Origin of the sequence: Microcoleus sp. LEGE 07076, from assembly GCF_015207455.1 — a bacterium.
In the GTDB taxonomy this organism is placed as follows: domain Bacteria; phylum Cyanobacteriota; class Cyanobacteriia; order Cyanobacteriales; family Microcoleaceae; genus Microcoleus.
Genome location: NZ_JADEWV010000061.1, coordinates 1 through 17,418 on the forward strand (window position 1 = coordinate 1; position 17,418 = coordinate 17,418).

At 45.6% G+C, this 17,418-nt stretch carries 12 protein-coding genes and 2 pseudogenes; 4 read left to right on the forward strand and 10 right to left on the reverse strand.

All coding sequences use genetic code 11. The features are described from left to right. Together IQ270_RS12490 and IQ270_RS12495 are read right to left on the reverse strand one after the other, a co-directional pair. A partial coding sequence (locus IQ270_RS12490; protein ID WP_228056300.1) for an amino acid adenylation domain-containing protein occupies positions 1–2,783 on the reverse strand: 2,783 nt, incomplete at its 3' end. 279 nt (positions 2,784–3,062) lie between these two features. Further along, on the reverse strand, positions 3,063–6,398 hold the full coding sequence (locus IQ270_RS12495; protein WP_193973529.1) for a non-ribosomal peptide synthetase: 3,336 nt from the start codon (positions 6,396–6,398) through the stop codon (positions 3,063–3,065). Between the two features lie 769 nt (positions 6,399–7,167). Here IQ270_RS12495 and IQ270_RS12500 point away from each other — a divergent pair. After that, positions 7,168–8,937: a DMT family transporter gene (locus tag IQ270_RS12500; protein ID WP_193973530.1), complete on the forward strand. Its 1,770-nt coding sequence runs from the start codon at positions 7,168–7,170 to the stop codon at positions 8,935–8,937. A 123-nt stretch (positions 8,938–9,060) separates the two neighbouring features. Further along, complete coding sequence (locus tag IQ270_RS12505) at positions 9,061–9,621, forward strand: Uma2 family endonuclease (RefSeq protein ID WP_193973531.1); 561 nt, start codon at positions 9,061–9,063, stop codon at positions 9,619–9,621. Between the two features lie 24 nt (positions 9,622–9,645). On the opposite strand, the gene IQ270_RS12510 is transcribed toward IQ270_RS12505, so the two are convergent. From IQ270_RS12510 to IQ270_RS12515, 3 genes and pseudogenes are all read right to left on the reverse strand, one after another. Then, entirely contained in the window at positions 9,646–11,679 is a 2,034-nt protein-coding gene (locus IQ270_RS12510; protein WP_193973532.1) for a bifunctional serine/threonine-protein kinase/formylglycine-generating enzyme family protein, read from the reverse strand. A 373-nt stretch (positions 11,680–12,052) separates the two neighbouring features. After that, a pseudogene (locus IQ270_RS30980) lies at positions 12,053–12,157 on the reverse strand (IS1 family transposase); the annotation flags it as partial. A gap of 57 nt (positions 12,158–12,214) precedes the next feature. Next, positions 12,215–12,817, reverse strand: a pseudogene (locus IQ270_RS12515) (TetR/AcrR family transcriptional regulator); the annotation flags it as partial. Between the two features lie 52 nt (positions 12,818–12,869). Here IQ270_RS12515 and IQ270_RS12520 point away from each other — a divergent pair. Continuing rightward, positions 12,870–13,862 carry a Rieske 2Fe-2S domain-containing protein gene (locus tag IQ270_RS12520; protein ID WP_193973534.1) on the forward strand — a complete coding sequence of 331 codons (993 nt, stop codon included), beginning with the start codon at positions 12,870–12,872 and terminating at the stop codon, positions 13,860–13,862. Between the two features lie 204 nt (positions 13,863–14,066). On the opposite strand, the gene IQ270_RS12525 is transcribed toward IQ270_RS12520, so the two are convergent. The 3 genes from IQ270_RS12525 to IQ270_RS12535 are packed head-to-tail and all read right to left on the reverse strand — an operon-like array spanning position 14,067 to position 16,229. Further along, positions 14,067–14,948, reverse strand: a complete 882-nt coding sequence (locus IQ270_RS12525) for a sulfite exporter TauE/SafE family protein (protein WP_193973535.1) — start codon at positions 14,946–14,948, stop codon at positions 14,067–14,069. Next, positions 14,945–15,496, reverse strand: a complete 552-nt coding sequence (locus IQ270_RS12530; RefSeq protein ID WP_193973536.1) for a rhodanese-like domain-containing protein — start codon at positions 15,494–15,496, stop codon at positions 14,945–14,947. The genes IQ270_RS12525 and IQ270_RS12530 overlap by 4 nt, the downstream gene beginning before the upstream one ends. A gap of 31 nt (positions 15,497–15,527) precedes the next feature. After that, positions 15,528–16,229, reverse strand: a complete 702-nt coding sequence (locus tag IQ270_RS12535) for an MBL fold metallo-hydrolase (protein WP_193973537.1) — start codon at positions 16,227–16,229, stop codon at positions 15,528–15,530. 89 nt (positions 16,230–16,318) lie between these two features. Here IQ270_RS12535 and IQ270_RS12540 point away from each other — a divergent pair, with 89 nt between their 5' ends. After that, a complete protein-coding gene (locus IQ270_RS12540) occupies positions 16,319–16,663 on the forward strand; it encodes a helix-turn-helix transcriptional regulator (protein ID WP_193973538.1) in 345 nt (114 codons plus the stop codon). A 302-nt stretch (positions 16,664–16,965) separates the two neighbouring features. On the opposite strand, the gene IQ270_RS12545 is transcribed toward IQ270_RS12540, so the two are convergent. Together IQ270_RS12545 and IQ270_RS12550 are read right to left on the reverse strand one after the other, a co-directional pair. Further along, a complete protein-coding gene (locus tag IQ270_RS12545; protein WP_193973539.1) occupies positions 16,966–17,172 on the reverse strand; it encodes a type II toxin-antitoxin system HicA family toxin in 207 nt (68 codons plus the stop codon). Next, entirely contained in the window at positions 17,169–17,369 is a 201-nt protein-coding gene (locus tag IQ270_RS12550) for a type II toxin-antitoxin system HicB family antitoxin (protein WP_106146251.1), read from the reverse strand. The genes IQ270_RS12545 and IQ270_RS12550 overlap by 4 nt, the downstream gene beginning before the upstream one ends. Between the last annotated feature and the right edge of the window lie 49 nt (positions 17,370–17,418).

A 17,418-nucleotide genomic window follows, 5' to 3' on the forward strand; every position in this document is an offset into this window, starting at 1 on the left:
AAGTCATTGAGAATGGTGGCTGACTTTGGTTTAAAAGGATTGGAAATAAATCGTTGTGCGGTTAAATCTGGGCGGTTGAGGTAGCCGCGAGCGAGTTGGTTTCCGCCGATGTACAATTCGCCAACAACGCCGATCGCCACTGGCTGCAAATATTTGTCTAATACGTAGATTTGAGTGTTAGCAATGGGGCGGCCAATTGTTGGGGCGATGTCTGTTTGCTCTGTTGCAGGAATGTAACCGGAAGTTGTGACGACTGTGTTTTCGGTGGGGCCGTAATTATTTACTAGCTTAAATGGATGGGATTTTAAAGGATGTTTTTGCAGTTTTTCGCCGCCTGTGAGCAAGATTCGCAAGGCTGTTGTTTGAGGCCAATCTAATCGCAAAAGTTTCTCGGCTAAAGGTGTTGGTAAAAAGCTAATTGTTATTGCTTTTGATACTAACCAGTTTTGCAGTTTTTCAGGATCGCGCCTGATGTCATCTTCGGGAAAGTAGATGCTAGCTCCGGCGGCGAGATAAGGCCAAATTTCCCACCCGCAAGCATCAAAGCCGATCGCAGCAATTTGCGTAGCCCGATCGCCCGCTGACACCCCAAACTCTTTTTGATGCCAAAAAACGAGATTTAACAAGCTCCGGTGCTCAATTTCCACTTTTTTCGGCTTTCCCGTGGAGCCGGAGGTGTAAATCGCGTATACCCGATTTTCGGCTGTGACGGCGCTGGTGGGATTGTCGGCGATTTCTTGGGAAATCATCTCCCAGTCTGTGTCTAAACAAACTATCTGTAAATTGGGCGAGCGCAAATTCTCTATCCATTGCTGCTGAGTTAACACAACAGATAATTGAGCATCTTTTAGGATAAAGCTCGATCGCCCGACAGGATAGCTGGGATCTAAAATGAGGTAAGATCCTCCCGCTTTCAGGATACCCAACATCCCCAGGATCAGATCGATCGATCGCCCGCAGCAAATCCCGACTAAAACTTCCGCCCCCACCCCGATTTTTTGCAGATAATGTGCTAGTTGGTTGCTGCGGAGATTGAGCTGCTGGTATGTGACTCGCTCATCTCCAAATACCAGCGCCACCGCATCCGGTGTCCGATCGGCCTGCATTTCAAATAGCTGATGGATGCACAAATCTTGCGGATAATCTGCCTGAGTATTGTTGCATTCAACTAACAAATGATAGCGCTCTTGGGCGCTCAAATATTGCAAGTTAGCAATTCGCTGTTCGGGATTTGTCACAATGCTTTCTAACAGCGTTTGAAAATGTCCTAACATTCGGGCGATCGTAGCTTCATCAAATAAATCGGCGCTGTAAATAACCATGCCGCTGATACCTTCGGAGCTATCAACCCACAGCTTATTGCTGGGCGATTGGTTGCTTCCCGAGCTGTTGGGCGATCGCTCCCACAAATGAAACTCCAAATCAAACCTGGCTGTACCGACATCTAACTGCTGCGGGCTGAGGGTTAATTCGGGCAATTCCAACGGCTGCGCGGGCGCGTTTTGCAGCGCAAAGGCTACCTGAAATAAGGGATTTTGGTTCAGGGCGCGATCGGGGTGCAGTTCTTCTACTAACTTCTCAAACGGCAAATCTTGGTGAGCGTAAGCTCCTAATGCTACATCTTTGACTCGGTTTAAAAGTTCCCGAAAAGTAGGATTTCCCGACAAATCTGTCCGCAACACCAAACTGTTGACAAAAAAACCGATTAGTGCTTCTATTTCACTGCGGTTGCGATTGGCGATCGGCGAACCTACAACAATATCTTCTTGCTGCGCGTAATGGTAAAGCAACGTTTTAAAAGCTGCCAGCATTGTCATAAACAGCGTCACTCCTTCGCGCTGGCTCAACGTTTCTAAAGCCTCGCTCAGTTGTTTTGGCAGTTGCAAAAACTGCCTTTTGCCTCGGTAACTTTGAATTGCTGGTCTGGGTCGATCCGCAGGCAAATTTAGCATAGAAAGGCCGTTTAACTGCTGTCGCCAGTAAGCAAGCTGCGTTTCTAAAACATCGCCTTGCAGCCATTCGCGCTGCCATTTGGCAAAATCAGCATACTGGATCGACAAAGCTGGTAAAGGCGAAGGTTTTTCGCTAGCAAATGCCGTGTAAAGTGCGCCTAATTCCTGAATTAGCACTCCGATAGACCAACCATCGGAGACGATGTGGTGCATATTCAGCATTAGTAAATATTCGGCATCATCTAACTGTAATAATGTGACTCGCAGCAACAAGCCATTGGACAAATTGAAAGAGCGTTGAGCTTCCTGGGCAGTGAGTCTGTTTGCTTCAGTTTGTCGAGATTCTTTTGGCAAGTTTCGCAAGTCTACTACATTAATCGGGAGGTGGAAAGCAGCAGCTATTCTCTGAACAGGTTGGCTCGAAACTACTGCTAAAGTCGTGCGTAAAGCTTCGTGGCGGCGCACAATTTCATTGAAGGTTTGTTGCAGCGCCGAAAAATTGAGCGAACCTGTCAAACGCAATGCTGCGGGAACATTATAAAAAGGATTGTTCGGTACTAATTGGTCGAGAAACCACAAGCGCTGCTGTGCAAAGGAAAGCGGTAGATTTCCGTCCCGCCCCGTAGGAACAATCGGTGTAGGAGTGAAACTCGAATTCCGATTAGCTGCTTTTAAAAATGAAACAATTTCGGCTTTTTTCTGAGAAATTTCGGCGCGCAATTCTGGTGTAATAATTCCTTCGGGAGCATTGCAGCGCAGGCGAGTTCCTTGTTCAAGATAAATATTAATATCTAGACTGCGAAGGTAAGATAAAAATTCAACTGTCTTCAAAATTCCACCTCTTCTCTAGTATCTGCGATCCTGTTGGTAGAGTAGTCGTAGGGTGCGGCTATATCTAAAATTCTTAAATAAAAACCGACGATTTCATCGATTCGCACCTGACAAAATAGTTAAGCAAACAATGCTCCGTTTAATTCCGCCCAAAAATTAGGTTGTAGCCAGACTTGAGAGAAATGATACAAGCTGGGCTGCTGGCGAGATTGTGGAGTTTTTCTTATGGATTTATTGACAGCGCCGCACCCTGTAAATACTACGAATACTTCGCTGTTTTCAAAATTCCACCTCTTCTCTGGTATCTGCGATATTGTTGGTAGTTGTTTGATTTTTCGCAGCCCAGCGCATTGTTTCAATGTATTTTGCTAGACTTGCTACAGTTGGCGACTCAAACAAATTGCTAACAGGTAACTCGAGTTGCAAAGCGTCTCGGATGCGAGAAATTAACTGCGTTGCTAGCAGGGAATGCCCGCCTAATTCAAAGAAGTTATCGTAGATACTAACCTGCTGTTTTCCCAAAACTTTAGCCCAAATTTTACATAGCACCTCTTCTATATCAGTCCGAGGCGCTACATGATTTTCTGTTATATCTTCGCTGTTTGTATCTATCTGAGGTAATACCCGGCGATCGACTTTGCCGTTGGGGGTCAGTGGTAGGGACTCCAACACTGCATAAGTTGCAGGAACCATATATCCCGGTAACTTTTGTTTCAAAAATTGGCGCAATTCACTTGATTTTAGATTGTGAATTTCTGATTTTTCCTTAATGCCGTCAGGAATAACATACGCTACCAAATGTTTATCGTCGGGGATGTCTTCCCTGACAATTACTACTGCTTCGCGCACTTGGGGATGCTGGCACAAAGCCGCTTCAATTTCTCCCAATTCGATGCGGTAGCCGCGAATTTTTACTTGGTCGTCAATGCGGCCTAAAAACTCGATATTGCCGTCAACCCAATAGCGACCTAAATCACCTGTTTTATAAAGGTACGAACCAGGTTTATTGCTAAAAGGGTTAGGAATGAATGCAGCAGCGGTTAAATCGGGGCGGTTGAGGTAGCCTCGTGCGAGTCCGTCGCCGCCGAGGTACAATTGACCTGCAACGCCGATCGCCACTGGCTGCAAATCCGCATCGAGGAGGTAAATTTCCGTGTTGGCGATCGGACGGCCGATGGGGATTGATGTTGCGGTTTCGGGTACGTCTTGCACGCAATAATAAGCCGAAAATGTGGTATTTTCTGTCGGCCCGTAAACGTGAATTAATTGAGTGGTTGGATTTTGTTTTAGAACTTTTTTTACCCATCTAACATCGACCGCTTCTCCGCCAAACAGCAAGCAGCGCAGCGAATTAAAAGCTTGGGGTAATATTCTAGCAATTTGTTGAAATAAGGCGGTTGTTAAAAACAGAACGGTGATGTTTTGTTGGTGCAGTTCTAAGGCTAAATCGTGAGGCGAAAGGGTAATATTGGTGCTAATTCCCACGAGTTGAGCGCCGTTAAGCAAGGCTCCCCAAATCTCGAATGTGGCTGCATCGAATGAAGCGTTTGATGCTTGGGCAATTTTATCGCCCGGTTCTATTTTTATGTAGTTTGTGTTGATTACTAGCCGATTTACTGCTTTGTGGGTGACAGCAACTCCTTTGGGTTTTCCTGTGGAGCCTGATGTGTAAATGACGTAAGCTAGGTTGTCTGTTTTTACTTGGTTAATGGGATTTTCTGTACTTTCTTGGGCGATGCGTTCGGAATCGCGATCGCATTTAATCACCGAGTTGGAGAAGTCTCGGAAATTTTCGCTCAATTTATCCTGAATTAGCAAGACTTTAACTTGAGCATCTTCTAGCATCAAGTTTAACCGATCGCGCGGATAGCTCGGATCTAACGGTAAATAAGCGCCTCCCGCTTTCAGTATAGCCAACATCCCCACAATTAGGTCGATCGAGCGATCGGCGCAAAGCCCCACTAAAACCTCCGCACCCACGCCCTGTTTTTGTAAATAGCCCGCCAGTTGGTTGGCTTTGCTGTTGAGTTCTTTGTAAGTCAAATGCTGGGCCTCGAAAGTTAGGGCGACAGCCTCGGGATGCTGCTGGGCCCGCTCTTCAAATAACTGATGAATGCACTTATTTTGAGGATAATCTGTGCCAGTCTCGTTCCATTCTATTAATAATTGATTCACTTCATTCTCGCTCAATAAAGGTAAGTTAGCGATTGCTTGTTCTGGATTGGCGACAATGCTTTCCAGCAGCGTTTTAAAATGCCTCAGCATCCGGGCGACGGTAACTTGATCAAATAAATCTGTATTGTACACAGCTACGCCTCTGAGGCCAGACGAATGTTCCCACTCTTCGCCATACCTGCTCCTAAACTTATCCGCAGCTTCCCACAAATGCAGCTCTAAATCAAAGCGCGTTGTTTGAGTTTCTAAATGAAAAGAACTCAACTTTAATTCCGGCAATTCTAGCTCATACACTGGCGCGTTTTGCAGGCCGAATACCACTTGAAACAGCGGGTGGCGTTTGGGCGATCGCTCCGGGTGCAATTCCTCAACCAGTTGCTCAAAAGGCAAATCTTGGTGAGCGTAAGCTCCCAGGGTTACTTCCCGCACCCGGTTCAAAAAATCTCGAAACGTCGGGTTTCCCGAGCAGTCTGTTCGCAGCACTAAAGTATTGACAAAAAAACCGATCAATGCTTCTATTTCACTTCGGTTGCGATTGGCGATCGGCGAACCGACAACAATATCTGCTTGCTGCGAGTAGCGGTAAAGCAAAATTTGAAATGCTGCGAGCAATGTCATAAATAAAGTCGCTCCTGCTCGCTGCGACAGCTCTAAAAGCGCGTCTTTCAGTTGTTTGGGCAGTTCTAAATATTGAGTTTTTCCCCGATAATTTTGCCTAGCTGGTGCAGGGCGATCTGTGGGCAAATTTAACACTGAAATCCCGTGCAATTGCTGCCGCCAATAAGCTAGCTGAGTTTCTAATACTTCTCCTTGCAGCCATTCTCGCTGCCACTCGGCAAAGTCGGCATATTGTAGTGATAATTCTGGCAGGGGAGATGGCTGTTGATTTATCAAAGCTGTATAGATAGCTTCTAGTTCTCGAATCAGCACCCCGATCGACCAATCATCGGAGGCTATGTGGTGCATATTTAGCAACAGAATATGCTCGGTATTTGTCACCTGCAAAATGGTGACTCGCATCAGCGGCCCGGTGGATAAATTGAAAGGGCGCAGAGATTCGGTCGCGGTGATTTTTTGGGCTTCTGTTTGCCGTTGTTCTGGTGGCAAATGTTCCAGTTCTAATATTTGAAAAGTGATCTGAGAGTTCAGAGAAATTATCTGCATTGGTTGACCTGACACCGCTGCAAAAGTGGTTCGCAAAGTTTCGTGTCGTCGCACTATTTCGTTGAAGGTTTGTTCCAAGGCTGTTAAGTTGAGGGAACCAGTTAATCGCAGTGCTGTTACTACATTGTAGAAAGGGTTTTCCGGTGCGAATTGGTCGAGAAACCACAAGCGCTGCTGGGCAAAAGATGCGGGAAAGACAAAGACTTCGGCTTCTGAGGAAATATTCAGAGTTTGTCGATCGCCTGTAAAGATATTGTCATGAATTTCGGATGCCATATCTGTTGCTCTTGGGGATGAGATGTGTTAATTTTTTGAGGGCGCGGGTGGCTTTTTTACGGTGCGATCGCCTCTTAAAATTTTCGCGAGTAAAAAAATGACACTTTTAACATCCTCAGAAACCGGGTTTCTCGGAGTTTTGGGTTTATATCGTTTCCGGTAGCATCGGAATGATTGAACCGGACCTAGGGCGCAGAGAACACAGAGGAAGACAAGAGAGAGATGAATACAGAACTATGAAGCGCGGATTTGATCTGACTCGATTTTATAATTCCGATGCTACCGGATTTGATATTAGTCAGGAGAAATTAACCCAGAAACCCGGTTTCTCCGAGTTTTGTGCGAATGCTTAAAGAAAACTTGGGTTGGGAACTCAGCAGTAGCGTTGTCGAATGCAGGCAGATTGCGCTGGAACCCTCATTCTACTGTTGGGCATCAAAAACTGTCGCTGCCGATTGCGGTCAAAAAATAGAGAAGTGACTGAATCGGGGTTGGCGGCAGGGCAGCAGCGGCATTCTTTTGGCAAGCTGGTTTCAGATCCGAAAATGACCCAGAGCAATCGGTGTACAGCTCAAGCTGTAGTATGATTTCTAATTGCACAAAGTGTTTTTGGGGCGATCGCAATTTTCTCACATCTTCAACCCAAGCGACTAATATTGATTAAACAGTGTCAGGGATATTTTACAGAAAATGACTGGAAGTTGGACTCTACTTTGCAAAAATACTTAAGAACACTGAACGTGCAGTTTAAATTAGAGGTTATAGGCTAATGGCGCAGCGGAACGTATACTCGTCAAAAGACGACCCAGGGGATGCACAATCAGCCCAAGAAGTCCTCGACTCAGTGATTCAGGAATTGGACTCTTTGCATCAAAATGTCAAAGGTCAGTTAAATCAAGACATTACACGGCTGCAAAGTGAAAAAAATCACCTGATTGACGATATTGAAGACCTCAGACAGCAATATCGCAAATTGCAGTCCCAGCAAATGGAATCTCTGTCGGGGCGATACATTCAGCAGCAGCAGTTGTGGCTGAAGCAGTTGGCTCAAGTTTTGGCTCACAATTTGCAGGATTTGTTGGTGCAGCGGTTCAGCGAACTCAGCGCTAACTCGGGACATTCTCTCAGCAGCCCGATTCCCAGCGGCGAATTCCCGATACCGATGCCGCCGAACAACTACGACGAACGGGCCTCGGAGTTGCTGTCTGCGCTCGATCAAAGGATCGATCGCAGTTTCCAGATGCTCGAACAAGATTTGAGCAGCTATGAAAGCGAGCTTTCCATGCGGCTCAATAATATGCAAACCCTAGAACGGCAAGGGGAAGAGCTGTTACAAAATCTTGTAAACCGGATCAGGGAAGAACTCGAAGAAGAACAAGAAGAATATCTTGACAATCCTTTCGATGCCCGAGATTCCTATGCCGAGGAATCAGCTAATTCTGTCCGCCCGCCAGCTATAGCGCCAGCACCTGTGGATGCGCCGCGCGATTCTGTGCCGCAGCCTTCTGATGCACCTGCTGCAATTGCTAAAGCATCTTCTCAAGTGCAAGCGGGTTTGATTCTGGCTTTGTCTTCGGCGGTGGTATTGTCGCTGTTTAATGTTTGTTTGAGGATTTTGATTAAAAGCAGAAATCCTCGGATGATTTTTGGCTTGTTTGAACTTCCGGGGGTGGTAACTCCAGGTTTTGGCAATTCTTTGTTGATTTTGTTGATGCGGCTGATCGTGGTGATGGCTTTGATGCCGGTCTTGGCAACTTTTCTGTATCCTTCTGTGTGGAAAGATATTAGGCGGTTGTTCCAGTCGGGCGATCGAGTTTTGTGGAGCAAAGTTGTAGGAAGCGCCTTTTTTCTGTTTTTGTCTCAGGTTTTGATTTATTTGGCGATCGGCAATATTCCGGCGGGGATTGCGATTACGATTTTCTTTATTTACCCGATCGTCACCGTACTAGGTTCTTGGATCTTGTTTGGCGCTCGCCCCAGCACGATCGGCTTTTTAGCAATCTGCGGGATTACCGCAGGCTTGATTTTAGCCGGGTGGCCCAGTTTTGCCAGCCCAGCTCCCGGCGGCGGCAATGTCGGAGTGGGAGTCACCGCAGCACTCGGCGCTGGAATTATGTTTGCCGGTTACGTATTGCTGACGCAAATGGCCGCAGGCAAGCTCCACCCGATTCCTTTTAGTTTAGTTAATTTCGCCACGATTTTTGTATTTTCCGCCCTGAGTTTGTGGGTGCCGCTCTCGGAAAATTTAGCTCCTCAAATCGACCCAAATGTATGGCCGGGTTTGATTGCCGGAGGCGTTGTTTTAGGGGTTCTGACCCTGTTTAGCTATCTTTTGAACAATTTTGCCATCCGGTTTGCAGGCGCGGCCTTAGCCTCAGTAATTGGCACTTTGGGGCCGGCGATGACCGCACTCTTCGGGTTTGTAATTATCAACGAGAAGTTGCAGCCTGTGGCAATTCTCGGCATGGCTGTGGTGACGTTGAGCGTCGCTGCTATGAGTGTAGAGCGCATGGTGGCTCCTCAGAAGAAAGCCGGTTGAGGCAATAATTATCCTCAACAAGTAGTTATCAGAACCCCGTTTTTTTCAATAAGTCGGGGTTCTGATACCTATCCAATTTAAAATCTAAAATCTAAAATCTAAAATCTAAAATCAATTTGACCTATGACTACAGTCATTAAAATATCGCCCAACTTAGAGGAGTTCCTAAAACTTCCAGAAACGGAGCCAGCTTGCGAATATATCAACAAAGAAATCATTCAAAAACCCATGCCTCAAGGTGAACATAGCAGATTGCAGGGTAAGCTTTGCAATGCGATCAACCAAATAGTCGAAACACCAAAGATTGCTTATGCTTTTCCAGAGTTACGTTGCACTTTCGGCGGTGCATCAATCGTCCCAGATGTAGCAGTATTCCGGTGGGAAAGAATTCCCTTTCTATCATCTGGTAGAATTGCTAACCGCTTTGAGATTTATCCAGACTGGGCGATTGAAATTCTTTCTCCCGAACAAAGCCAAACAAAAGTGCTTGCTAAATTACTTACTTGTTCGCAACAAGCCACTGAATTGGGGTGGTTAATCATTCCAGAAGAAGAAAGTATTTTAGCGGTATTTCCCGGGCAAAGAGTGGAATTGTACGAAGGTGCAACTGATTTGCCAATACTTAATGGAATTGAGTTAGAATTGACTGTTGAAACAGTTTTTAGCTGGTTGAGTTTTAGTTAAGTTAAAAAGTGCGGATACACAATATCAAACAACAGAAACAACCACACGAAAACCCACAATACTAGCCTTGCAATCCGGCTGATATCGAAGCCTGCACGCGCTGCGACAATTAGGAGGATGATCGTTCCAAGAACCGCCCCGCAACAACCTCAGCGAAGAGTCGCCGCCAGACTCCCAAACGCTGCCATCAGCAGGCGCACTGTTGTAATTATTGTGCCAAGCATCCGCGCACCATTCCCACACATTGCCGTGCAAATCGTACAATCCAAAAGCATTCGGCTTAAAAATGCCAACATCAGTAGTTTGAAATCGATAAACTCCCTTCGGCGCGTCAGCATAATTAGCATTTCCGTTGTAATTTGCTAACTCACTGGTAATCGTTTCCCCAAAGTGAAACGCCGTCATAGTTTGCCCCCGACAAGCATATTCCCATTCGGCCTCGGTAGGCAAGCGATACTTCTTGCCAGTTTTGCGAGAAAGTCGAGCGCAAAACTCCACCGCTTCGTACCAAGATACATTTTCTATCGGTCGATTGACACCTTTAAAACGGGAAGGATCAGGATTGAGAAATATTTTAATTTCCGGCAGCGCTGCAACTGCTATCCATTGCGACTGAGTGACGGTAAATTTGCCGATATAGAAAGAAGCTAAAGTTACTGAGTGCTGGGGTTTTTCGTCGCTGTCGTCCGAATTTTTTGGGCTGCCCATCAGGAAAGTACCGCCAGGAACAGATACCATTTCCATGACTGTACCTCTACCGAGATTTTCTTCAAAAAAACGCGCTTTCCGGCTGTTAATATTAGTTTGCTGCCCGCGCTTGTCTACTGTCACCACCTGAAATTCAAAGGTGCTTTTGACAGTAGCAATCCTTTGCAATCCCTTGTTTGGAGGCGGATTGGTGTTGGATTTTACCCTCTGATTGACAGAGAGATTGCTGTTTGTTTGCTTGCTGTGATTGAGCGGAGTATTGATAGCAAGTTTTTCCGTCTCGGTCAGGTAAGCATTTAGCGGAGGTAGGGCTGCCTTGGTCTCCGAATAATTATTTAAATTAAGTTGTCCGCCCTTACCAAAATGGGGGGGTGGAGGTAGAGAATATAGATTTAAAGCTTTGATTACTTGATCAGCAGATTGATATCTATTTTTGAGATAATCTTGAATTAATTTATCTAAAATTGTTGCCAACTCGCTGCTGATGTTTGTACCGGCAGGCAAGCGTTCTCTCCAAATCCAGCCGCCGTTAATCGGGTCGTAAAGGTCGTCGGAACCGTCAATTTTTGGCAAACATTTAGTTAGCAGTCTCAGGCAAGTTATCCCCAAACTGTACAAATCGCTTCCGGGGAAAACTTGACCCCGCATTTGTTCCAGCGGGGAATATCCGGGGGTTCCGACGGTGGTGCCGACTTTGCTGACCAGCGAACCGGTCACTTGTTTGGAAACGCCGAAATCAATCAAAACTAATTCTCCCCGCCCTCCTCTGCGGAAAGCCGAATTGCGAAAGTTTCCTGACTTGGGAAAGGATGAGTTAGCAGAGGTGCGGCGGCGGATGATATTCTCAAGTTTGATGTCTCGGTGAATGACGTGGCGATCGTGCACAAATTTGAGAATTGGCAAAATATCTGCCAGCAACTGCCAAATTTTTTCTTCGTTAAAAACGCCCTGCTGAGTTAATTCAGCTAGTAAATTTTGTCCCTCAATCAATTCTTGTACTAAATAAAGTCGCTTGTCTTGTTCAAAATAAGCAATTAATCGAGGAATTTGGGGATGTTCGCCGAGTTCGTAAAGTCGTTTCGCTTCTTGCTTAAACAGTTCTGTAGCCTTTTCAAGTGCTGATGTTCCCTCAACTTGGGGCACAAACTGCTTGATGACGCAGGAATCGTCCATGCGATCGATATCTACCGCTTCGTAAGTTCTGCCAAATCCTCCTTCGCCCAACAGTCGAATCACGCGGTAGCGGTTCCTGAATAGAGGTGTGAGGTCGGGTTCGCCGCAACTTTGACAAAATTTAGAGTTGTCGGGATTGAAAGGATTAGAGCACCTGGGATTAGAACAGTAGAACATATCTGGGAAGAGATGATCCGGTTAAGAGTATCATATATCTTTTCGGGTTCCTGATGGAGCGATAAAAGTTTGTAACTTGTTCTGGCGATTCCTCCTACAGTCGCTCTCGCTGTCGCTGAACTTCTTGCAAGAGTAGTGTAACGTCTGTTAGCTTGTCTTCAGCATTGGTGTTCTAAAATACTTTAACTGTCTGCTTAAAAGCTTCAATCGCTCGATCGCATGATCTTAGATTAAGACTAAAAACTTAAAGGGCGATCCACGCTCATTGAAGGGCGATCGCACCAGCGGTAATTTTGAAGTGTTGGGTATGGCGATCGAATATGGGAAACTACAACTCAGATTTTGTCGGATTCAACATAACCGATCGCACGGAATTCTCGACAAACTGTTTACCACATTCCTTACAGAGATAGCACTGCTTTCCCCGTCTACAACCGTTTTTGGACAACCGATCCGATCGACAATGCGGACATTTCATTACTTTCATTACAAGGCTCGATCGACCTTCCCCCACATACGGCTCTAAATACGACACCAACAAATCCTCAATCTGCTGTACCAGTTGTTGGCGATGCTGTCGATCGCGATTGCGAAGTGCCGACAGAATGACAGCATTACTGCTGTGAACGCAAACCTCCGCTAACAAGCTGCATTGCGCCTCCCCCAAGCTGGGATTTCTTTGCTGCAACAGACTTGCCATAAAGTCGATCGCCTCTTGAGTCATGCTTTCATCGATCGACTGGAACATCTCCCGCCCTATATAAAACTGCACGAATACCACCCGCGATACAGGCTGTTCAAACATCTCAGCAACAGCAGTAACAAGGGTATGAATCATTTCGCGCAGCGGTGACTGAACGATTTCCGGCGTGTTCGTCTGGGCCCACATCGCCTTCACGCGATCGGCATGACGCAGTTCCATAGCATTAAAAATCGCAGCTTTATCAGGAAAAAACTGATACAGAGAACCGATCGCTGTCCCTGCTTTTGCTGCAATTAGATGGGTTGTCGCCTCCCAATAGCCCACCTCGTCAAACACTGCTGCTGCTGCATCCAAGATTTTCTCGACTCTTTCTTTACCCCGCTGCTGTTTCGGTTGACGGCGCAAACTACTTGACGAATGCGAATATTCTGTCATATTCTAGAAAAGCGACAAATCTATCACAATTTTATATTTAAAGGAGAACACCATGCCGTCTATGCTTCCCGGTGCGCCTTGGTTGTTGGCACATAAGTCAATGCTGACAGCGAACCAGCCTCGCAAAATTTCCTTACATGGCAGCGATTATGTAATGTGGAAAGATGCTGCCGAAGCTATCCATGCCTTGCCCAACGCCTGTCCGCACATGGGAGCAATGCTGTCTGAAGGATGGTGCGAAGCTGAAGGCGATCGCACAAGTAGTGTTGTCTGCCCGTTTCATGCCCTGAAATTTGATCCTGAAGGCTGCACCGTATTGCCTGGATCGAAGCAGAAAACATTGCCCTTACTAAAACCATTAAATTTGATTATTCAAGGTAACTTGATTTGGTCTTATGGGGAATACGAGCCGCAAGTTCCCATCCCCAATGTGCTCCATAAAATCGCCGAAACTTACTACTTTATCGGGCATACCGCCGATCGCAGTATCGAGACAGATTTGCTGACAATGCTGCTGAATATGCACGACTACAATCATCAAAACGGCACTCATCGAGACTTGTTTCGGATTACCGATGTCGAATTTCATCAATTCATCGATGAAGGACATCAATCCCATGCGTTTTACGATATGCCTACCGCCCCTTACAGTTTGGCAGAAAAGCTCATAAAACCAGATTTGTTTTTACTACCCAGCACCATTAAAGCTCACTTAGAAAATCACTTCCCATCCCTAGTAATTTTTCATGGAGAAATGCCATTTGGCAAAGCTGCACAGTGTCATATATTCGTACCAGAAGCCGAGAATCGGACGCGGACTTATATTTTGCTATTTGGTCAAGCGAAGCATCCTCTATTTAAAATGTTGGGGAATACGTATCTGAATTTTGGCAAAGTTGTCGTCGATCAAGATGCGGATATTTTAGGGAAAATTTATCCAAATACGCCTCAGAAAATTAAACTCAATAATGAAGTGGGGATGGATTGGGTGCGGCGGAATTTTGAAACCTTCCCTAATGTGAGGGAACCTAATTTTTCCAGGTAGATTAAGACTAAAAACTACAATGGCGCTCCTCTTCGAGGGCTTTCCTTCGGATCGCTTTCCTTCGGATCGCTTTCCTTCGGATCGCTTCGCTAACGCTAACGCTAACGCTAACGCACCGAATTGAAGAGCGATCAACAAATCTGGTAATTTTGAAGTGTTGGATATTACGATCGCGATCTAACGGCTAAGATGATTGACCACAGATTACCTCGGCATCCCAGCCGAAATCTCCCGTCCGTAAGACAGTGCGTTGTGAGGTTGCTGCTGAGTAGATGACTTTTTGAGTCCTTGTAAACTATCACGATTTTGGACTAATACAAATGTGGCAACTACTACCAGGAAGTAACCGAAACTTTTTTGCAGTTGTGGCGCTGGAATGAACTGTGCTAAATAAGCTCCAATCACTGTCCCACATCCAGCTAAAAATGTGAATGAAACCGTGAGATTCCAGTCTAGGGAAATATGCCCTAAATAACCGAGCAGCCCCGCAACAGAATTACACGCAATAATTAGGAGAGAAGTTCCGATCGCCTGTCGCATGGGTATGTTTCCCAACAAAACCAAGGCTGGGACGATCGCAAACCCACCCCCCACACCAACCAATCCTGTTAAAACACCTACTGCAATCCCTTCAGTCATCAGCCATAGCCAGCAGTATTTACAAACGGGTTTGACATACTCAACAGCATCTAGTTCATCCTGACTAGATACAGGCTTTGACTTGCTGGTGCGATAAATCATCAATCCGGCGGCAATCAACATCGACAGTCCAAATAGAGTCATCTGGAATGCGCTGGTAATCAAGGGTAGCGTCGCTATTCTTGCACCCAGGTAAGCCCCCAACATGGTCGCACTTCCAAAAATAACTGCGGTTTTGAAATTAAGATTGCCACGCCTGGCATGGGGAATGCTGCCCAATAAGCTAACAGTTCCCACAATAATCAAAGTCATGGCGATCGCAGGTTTTGGCGCAACACCCATAACATAAACCAGCACAGGCAGTGCTAACACAGAACCACCACCGCCCAATAAGCCTAAACTCACACCAATACCAACTGCCAGGAAATGTCCAATGATCCAGATCATGGTTTATTTCCTGCTTGTTGGTTGTAAGGTAACTTTGCCAATAGCATTCCCATTGCACAGGTGTTAGTGACTCCTGCAAACACTAAGCCAGCACCTACAAATCCACTCAAAATTAAAAAATTAGGCGAGACCAACACTCCTAAAACTGTTCCCAGCACAACCAATGACCCTGCAACGATTTGCACCTGTCGAAATAGGCTAATCGGTGCATTTTGACTTTTTTCAATAGGATAACCTGCATTTTTCCAAGTAGGAATTCCGCCACGCAGATGAATCACAGAATTAAATCCTGCATCTAAACATTGTCTGGCGGCTTTGGCAGAGCGATTTCCAGATTGACAATAAAGAACGAGTTTTTGTCCCTCAGACGGTCGTACTTGAAGTGGATCGAATTGTGAAAGTGGATGCAATTTTGCGCCGGAAATCCGTTCAGTTGCATATTCAGCAGTTTCTCGAACATCTATTAAAGTTACGGCGTTTTCCTCAAGCAATTGTTTCAATGTTTGAGCATCAATTTCTTGAATTTGAGTATCGTTAGTCATTGTCATTGTGTTACTCCAAATAAAATATATCTAAGGTTTAAGCTAAAATTGAAGTTAGGTTGCCACACCGTTCATTCGCTGGCACAGCTTCCATCATTTTTTGAGGATTGGGCAGATTTAGTGCATTCATAAATTGAATAAACTCATCCCGGCTGCGCCCGACAAACCGAGGGTTCCAGCGTTTTTCTTCCTCAATGGAAGAAACAGTTTGCCCGCGATAGTCGTGTCCTGGATAGATCGAGGTAGAATCAGGCAAGGTGAATAAGTGTTGAGTGACTGAATCAAACAAGGTTCCGGCGTCCCCACTTTGAAAATCTGTGCGTCCACAGCCGCGAATAAATAACGCATCGCCGGTCAGCAAGTGAGTTCCATTGACGAGGTATGCCATATGGCTATCTGTGTGTCCTGGTGTGGCGATCGCCTGCACTGCAACCAATCCAAGCTGTAGCGTTTCCCCCGATTGGATAAAACGGTCTGCACATTTAACCTGTGCTTGGGCTGGAACCACACTCACACAGCCTGTTGCTTCCCGCAGTTGAGATGCACTGGTAATGTGATCGGCATGAACATGAGTTTCCAAGCAATAACGCAACGTCAAACCCAGTTCTTTGACCAACTTGAGGTCTCGCTCAACCTGTTCCAAGACTGGATCGACCAAGAGGGCTTCTGCGGAATCGCGATCGGCAATCAGATAAGTATAGGTGCTACTTTCCCGGTCAAAAAGTTGACGAAACAGCATAGCTATGGTTCTCTATCTATGGACAATATTACAATAGAGTAATATAGTAAATAAGTCAAGTCAAAACTCTAGTCAACAAACTCCTGCTTATGTCTCAAATCCCAGTTTCAGCTCTGGCTCAGGTTGCCGATTACTTCAAAGTTCTATCAGAGCTGAGTCGGCTGCAAGTGCTGTGTGCGCTCAAGAGTGGTACTAAAAATGTCACTGAAATCATTGAGGAAACAGGGCTGGGGCAAGCGAATGTTTCCAAGCACCTCAAGATTTTGACCCAGGCAGGGATCGTTCAACGGCAGCCACAGGGAGTCAGCGTTTACTATCAAATCACCGATCCGATGATTTTTGATTTATGCGAACTTGTGTGTCAGAAGCTCGAAACTCGATTGCAAGAACAGTCACAAGAGTTAAAAAAGCTCGACAGATTGCGTCAACTATAACCGTCTGCACTGAGGATATCTTCCGGCAAAGGATCATCGAAATCATCTGGAACAGTAAACTCGCCTGCACACAAACCGAATGGTCGCAATTGCTTGTTGCTAGAAATAGGTCTGAGTTCGGCGATCGGCTGATCTGCGTCTTTCTCAACAACCGCAGTGGAACGTTCTCATAAAGTTAAATTCAAACAGCTTGATTTTTAAGCAAAACGCAACAGCTTTAAATATAACCTATCTATCTTGCAAAAAAGAACAATTAAGACTAAAAACTCAAAGGGAGATCGCACGCTTATTGCGGGATACTGTTACAGATATTCCTCCGTAATCCCAGCATCCTTAAGAAGTATTCTCAAGGTTCCAGTAGGTAAGTCTCGATTGCTATGCACAGGAATAGAGAGTATAACCGCAACATCCTCTTTTGCGTAGATATGATGGCTACCAGTAATTCTTTTTAGCTCCCAACCATATCGCTCAACAATTTTGCAGAGTGCTTTGCCAGAAACAGATTTCATAGAGATAACTCAATTAACTGTTTATCGGGCGCAAGTTCATTTTGCTGACTAGCGACTTCAAGCCAACCCTGAACAGCATCTTCCAGCATCTCTAATAACTGTTCATAACTCTCTCCCCATGTGTGACAACCTGGAAGTGCTGGAACTGAGCCGCACCATACACCATCTTCTTGCCAGATAATCGCTTTAATCTTCATGAGCAATCTCTAATAGCTATATATCCGATCGATATGGATATGATAGCTC

What these genes read in the sequence shown, in the direction of transcription:
- IQ270_RS12495 (WP_193973529.1), bottom strand. Translation starts at nt 6,398, where the DNA reads ATGGCATCCGAAATTCATGACAATATCTTTACAGGCGATCGACAAACT.
- IQ270_RS12500 (WP_193973530.1), top strand. Translation starts at nt 7,168, where the DNA reads ATGGCGCAGCGGAACGTATACTCGTCAAAAGACGACCCAGGGGATGCA.
- IQ270_RS12505 (WP_193973531.1), top strand. Translation starts at nt 9,061, where the DNA reads ATGACTACAGTCATTAAAATATCGCCCAACTTAGAGGAGTTCCTAAAA.
- IQ270_RS12510 (WP_193973532.1), bottom strand. Translation starts at nt 11,679, where the DNA reads ATGTTCTACTGTTCTAATCCCAGGTGCTCTAATCCTTTCAATCCCGAC.
- IQ270_RS12520 (WP_193973534.1), top strand. Translation starts at nt 12,870, where the DNA reads ATGCCGTCTATGCTTCCCGGTGCGCCTTGGTTGTTGGCACATAAGTCA.
- IQ270_RS12525 (WP_193973535.1), bottom strand. Translation starts at nt 14,948, where the DNA reads ATGATCTGGATCATTGGACATTTCCTGGCAGTTGGTATTGGTGTGAGT.
- IQ270_RS12530 (WP_193973536.1), bottom strand. Translation starts at nt 15,496, where the DNA reads ATGACAATGACTAACGATACTCAAATTCAAGAAATTGATGCTCAAACA.
- IQ270_RS12535 (WP_193973537.1), bottom strand. Translation starts at nt 16,229, where the DNA reads ATGCTGTTTCGTCAACTTTTTGACCGGGAAAGTAGCACCTATACTTAT.
- IQ270_RS12540 (WP_193973538.1), top strand. Translation starts at nt 16,319, where the DNA reads ATGTCTCAAATCCCAGTTTCAGCTCTGGCTCAGGTTGCCGATTACTTC.
- IQ270_RS12545 (WP_193973539.1), bottom strand. Translation starts at nt 17,172, where the DNA reads ATGAAATCTGTTTCTGGCAAAGCACTCTGCAAAATTGTTGAGCGATAT.
- IQ270_RS12550 (WP_106146251.1), bottom strand. Translation starts at nt 17,369, where the DNA reads ATGAAGATTAAAGCGATTATCTGGCAAGAAGATGGTGTATGGTGCGGC.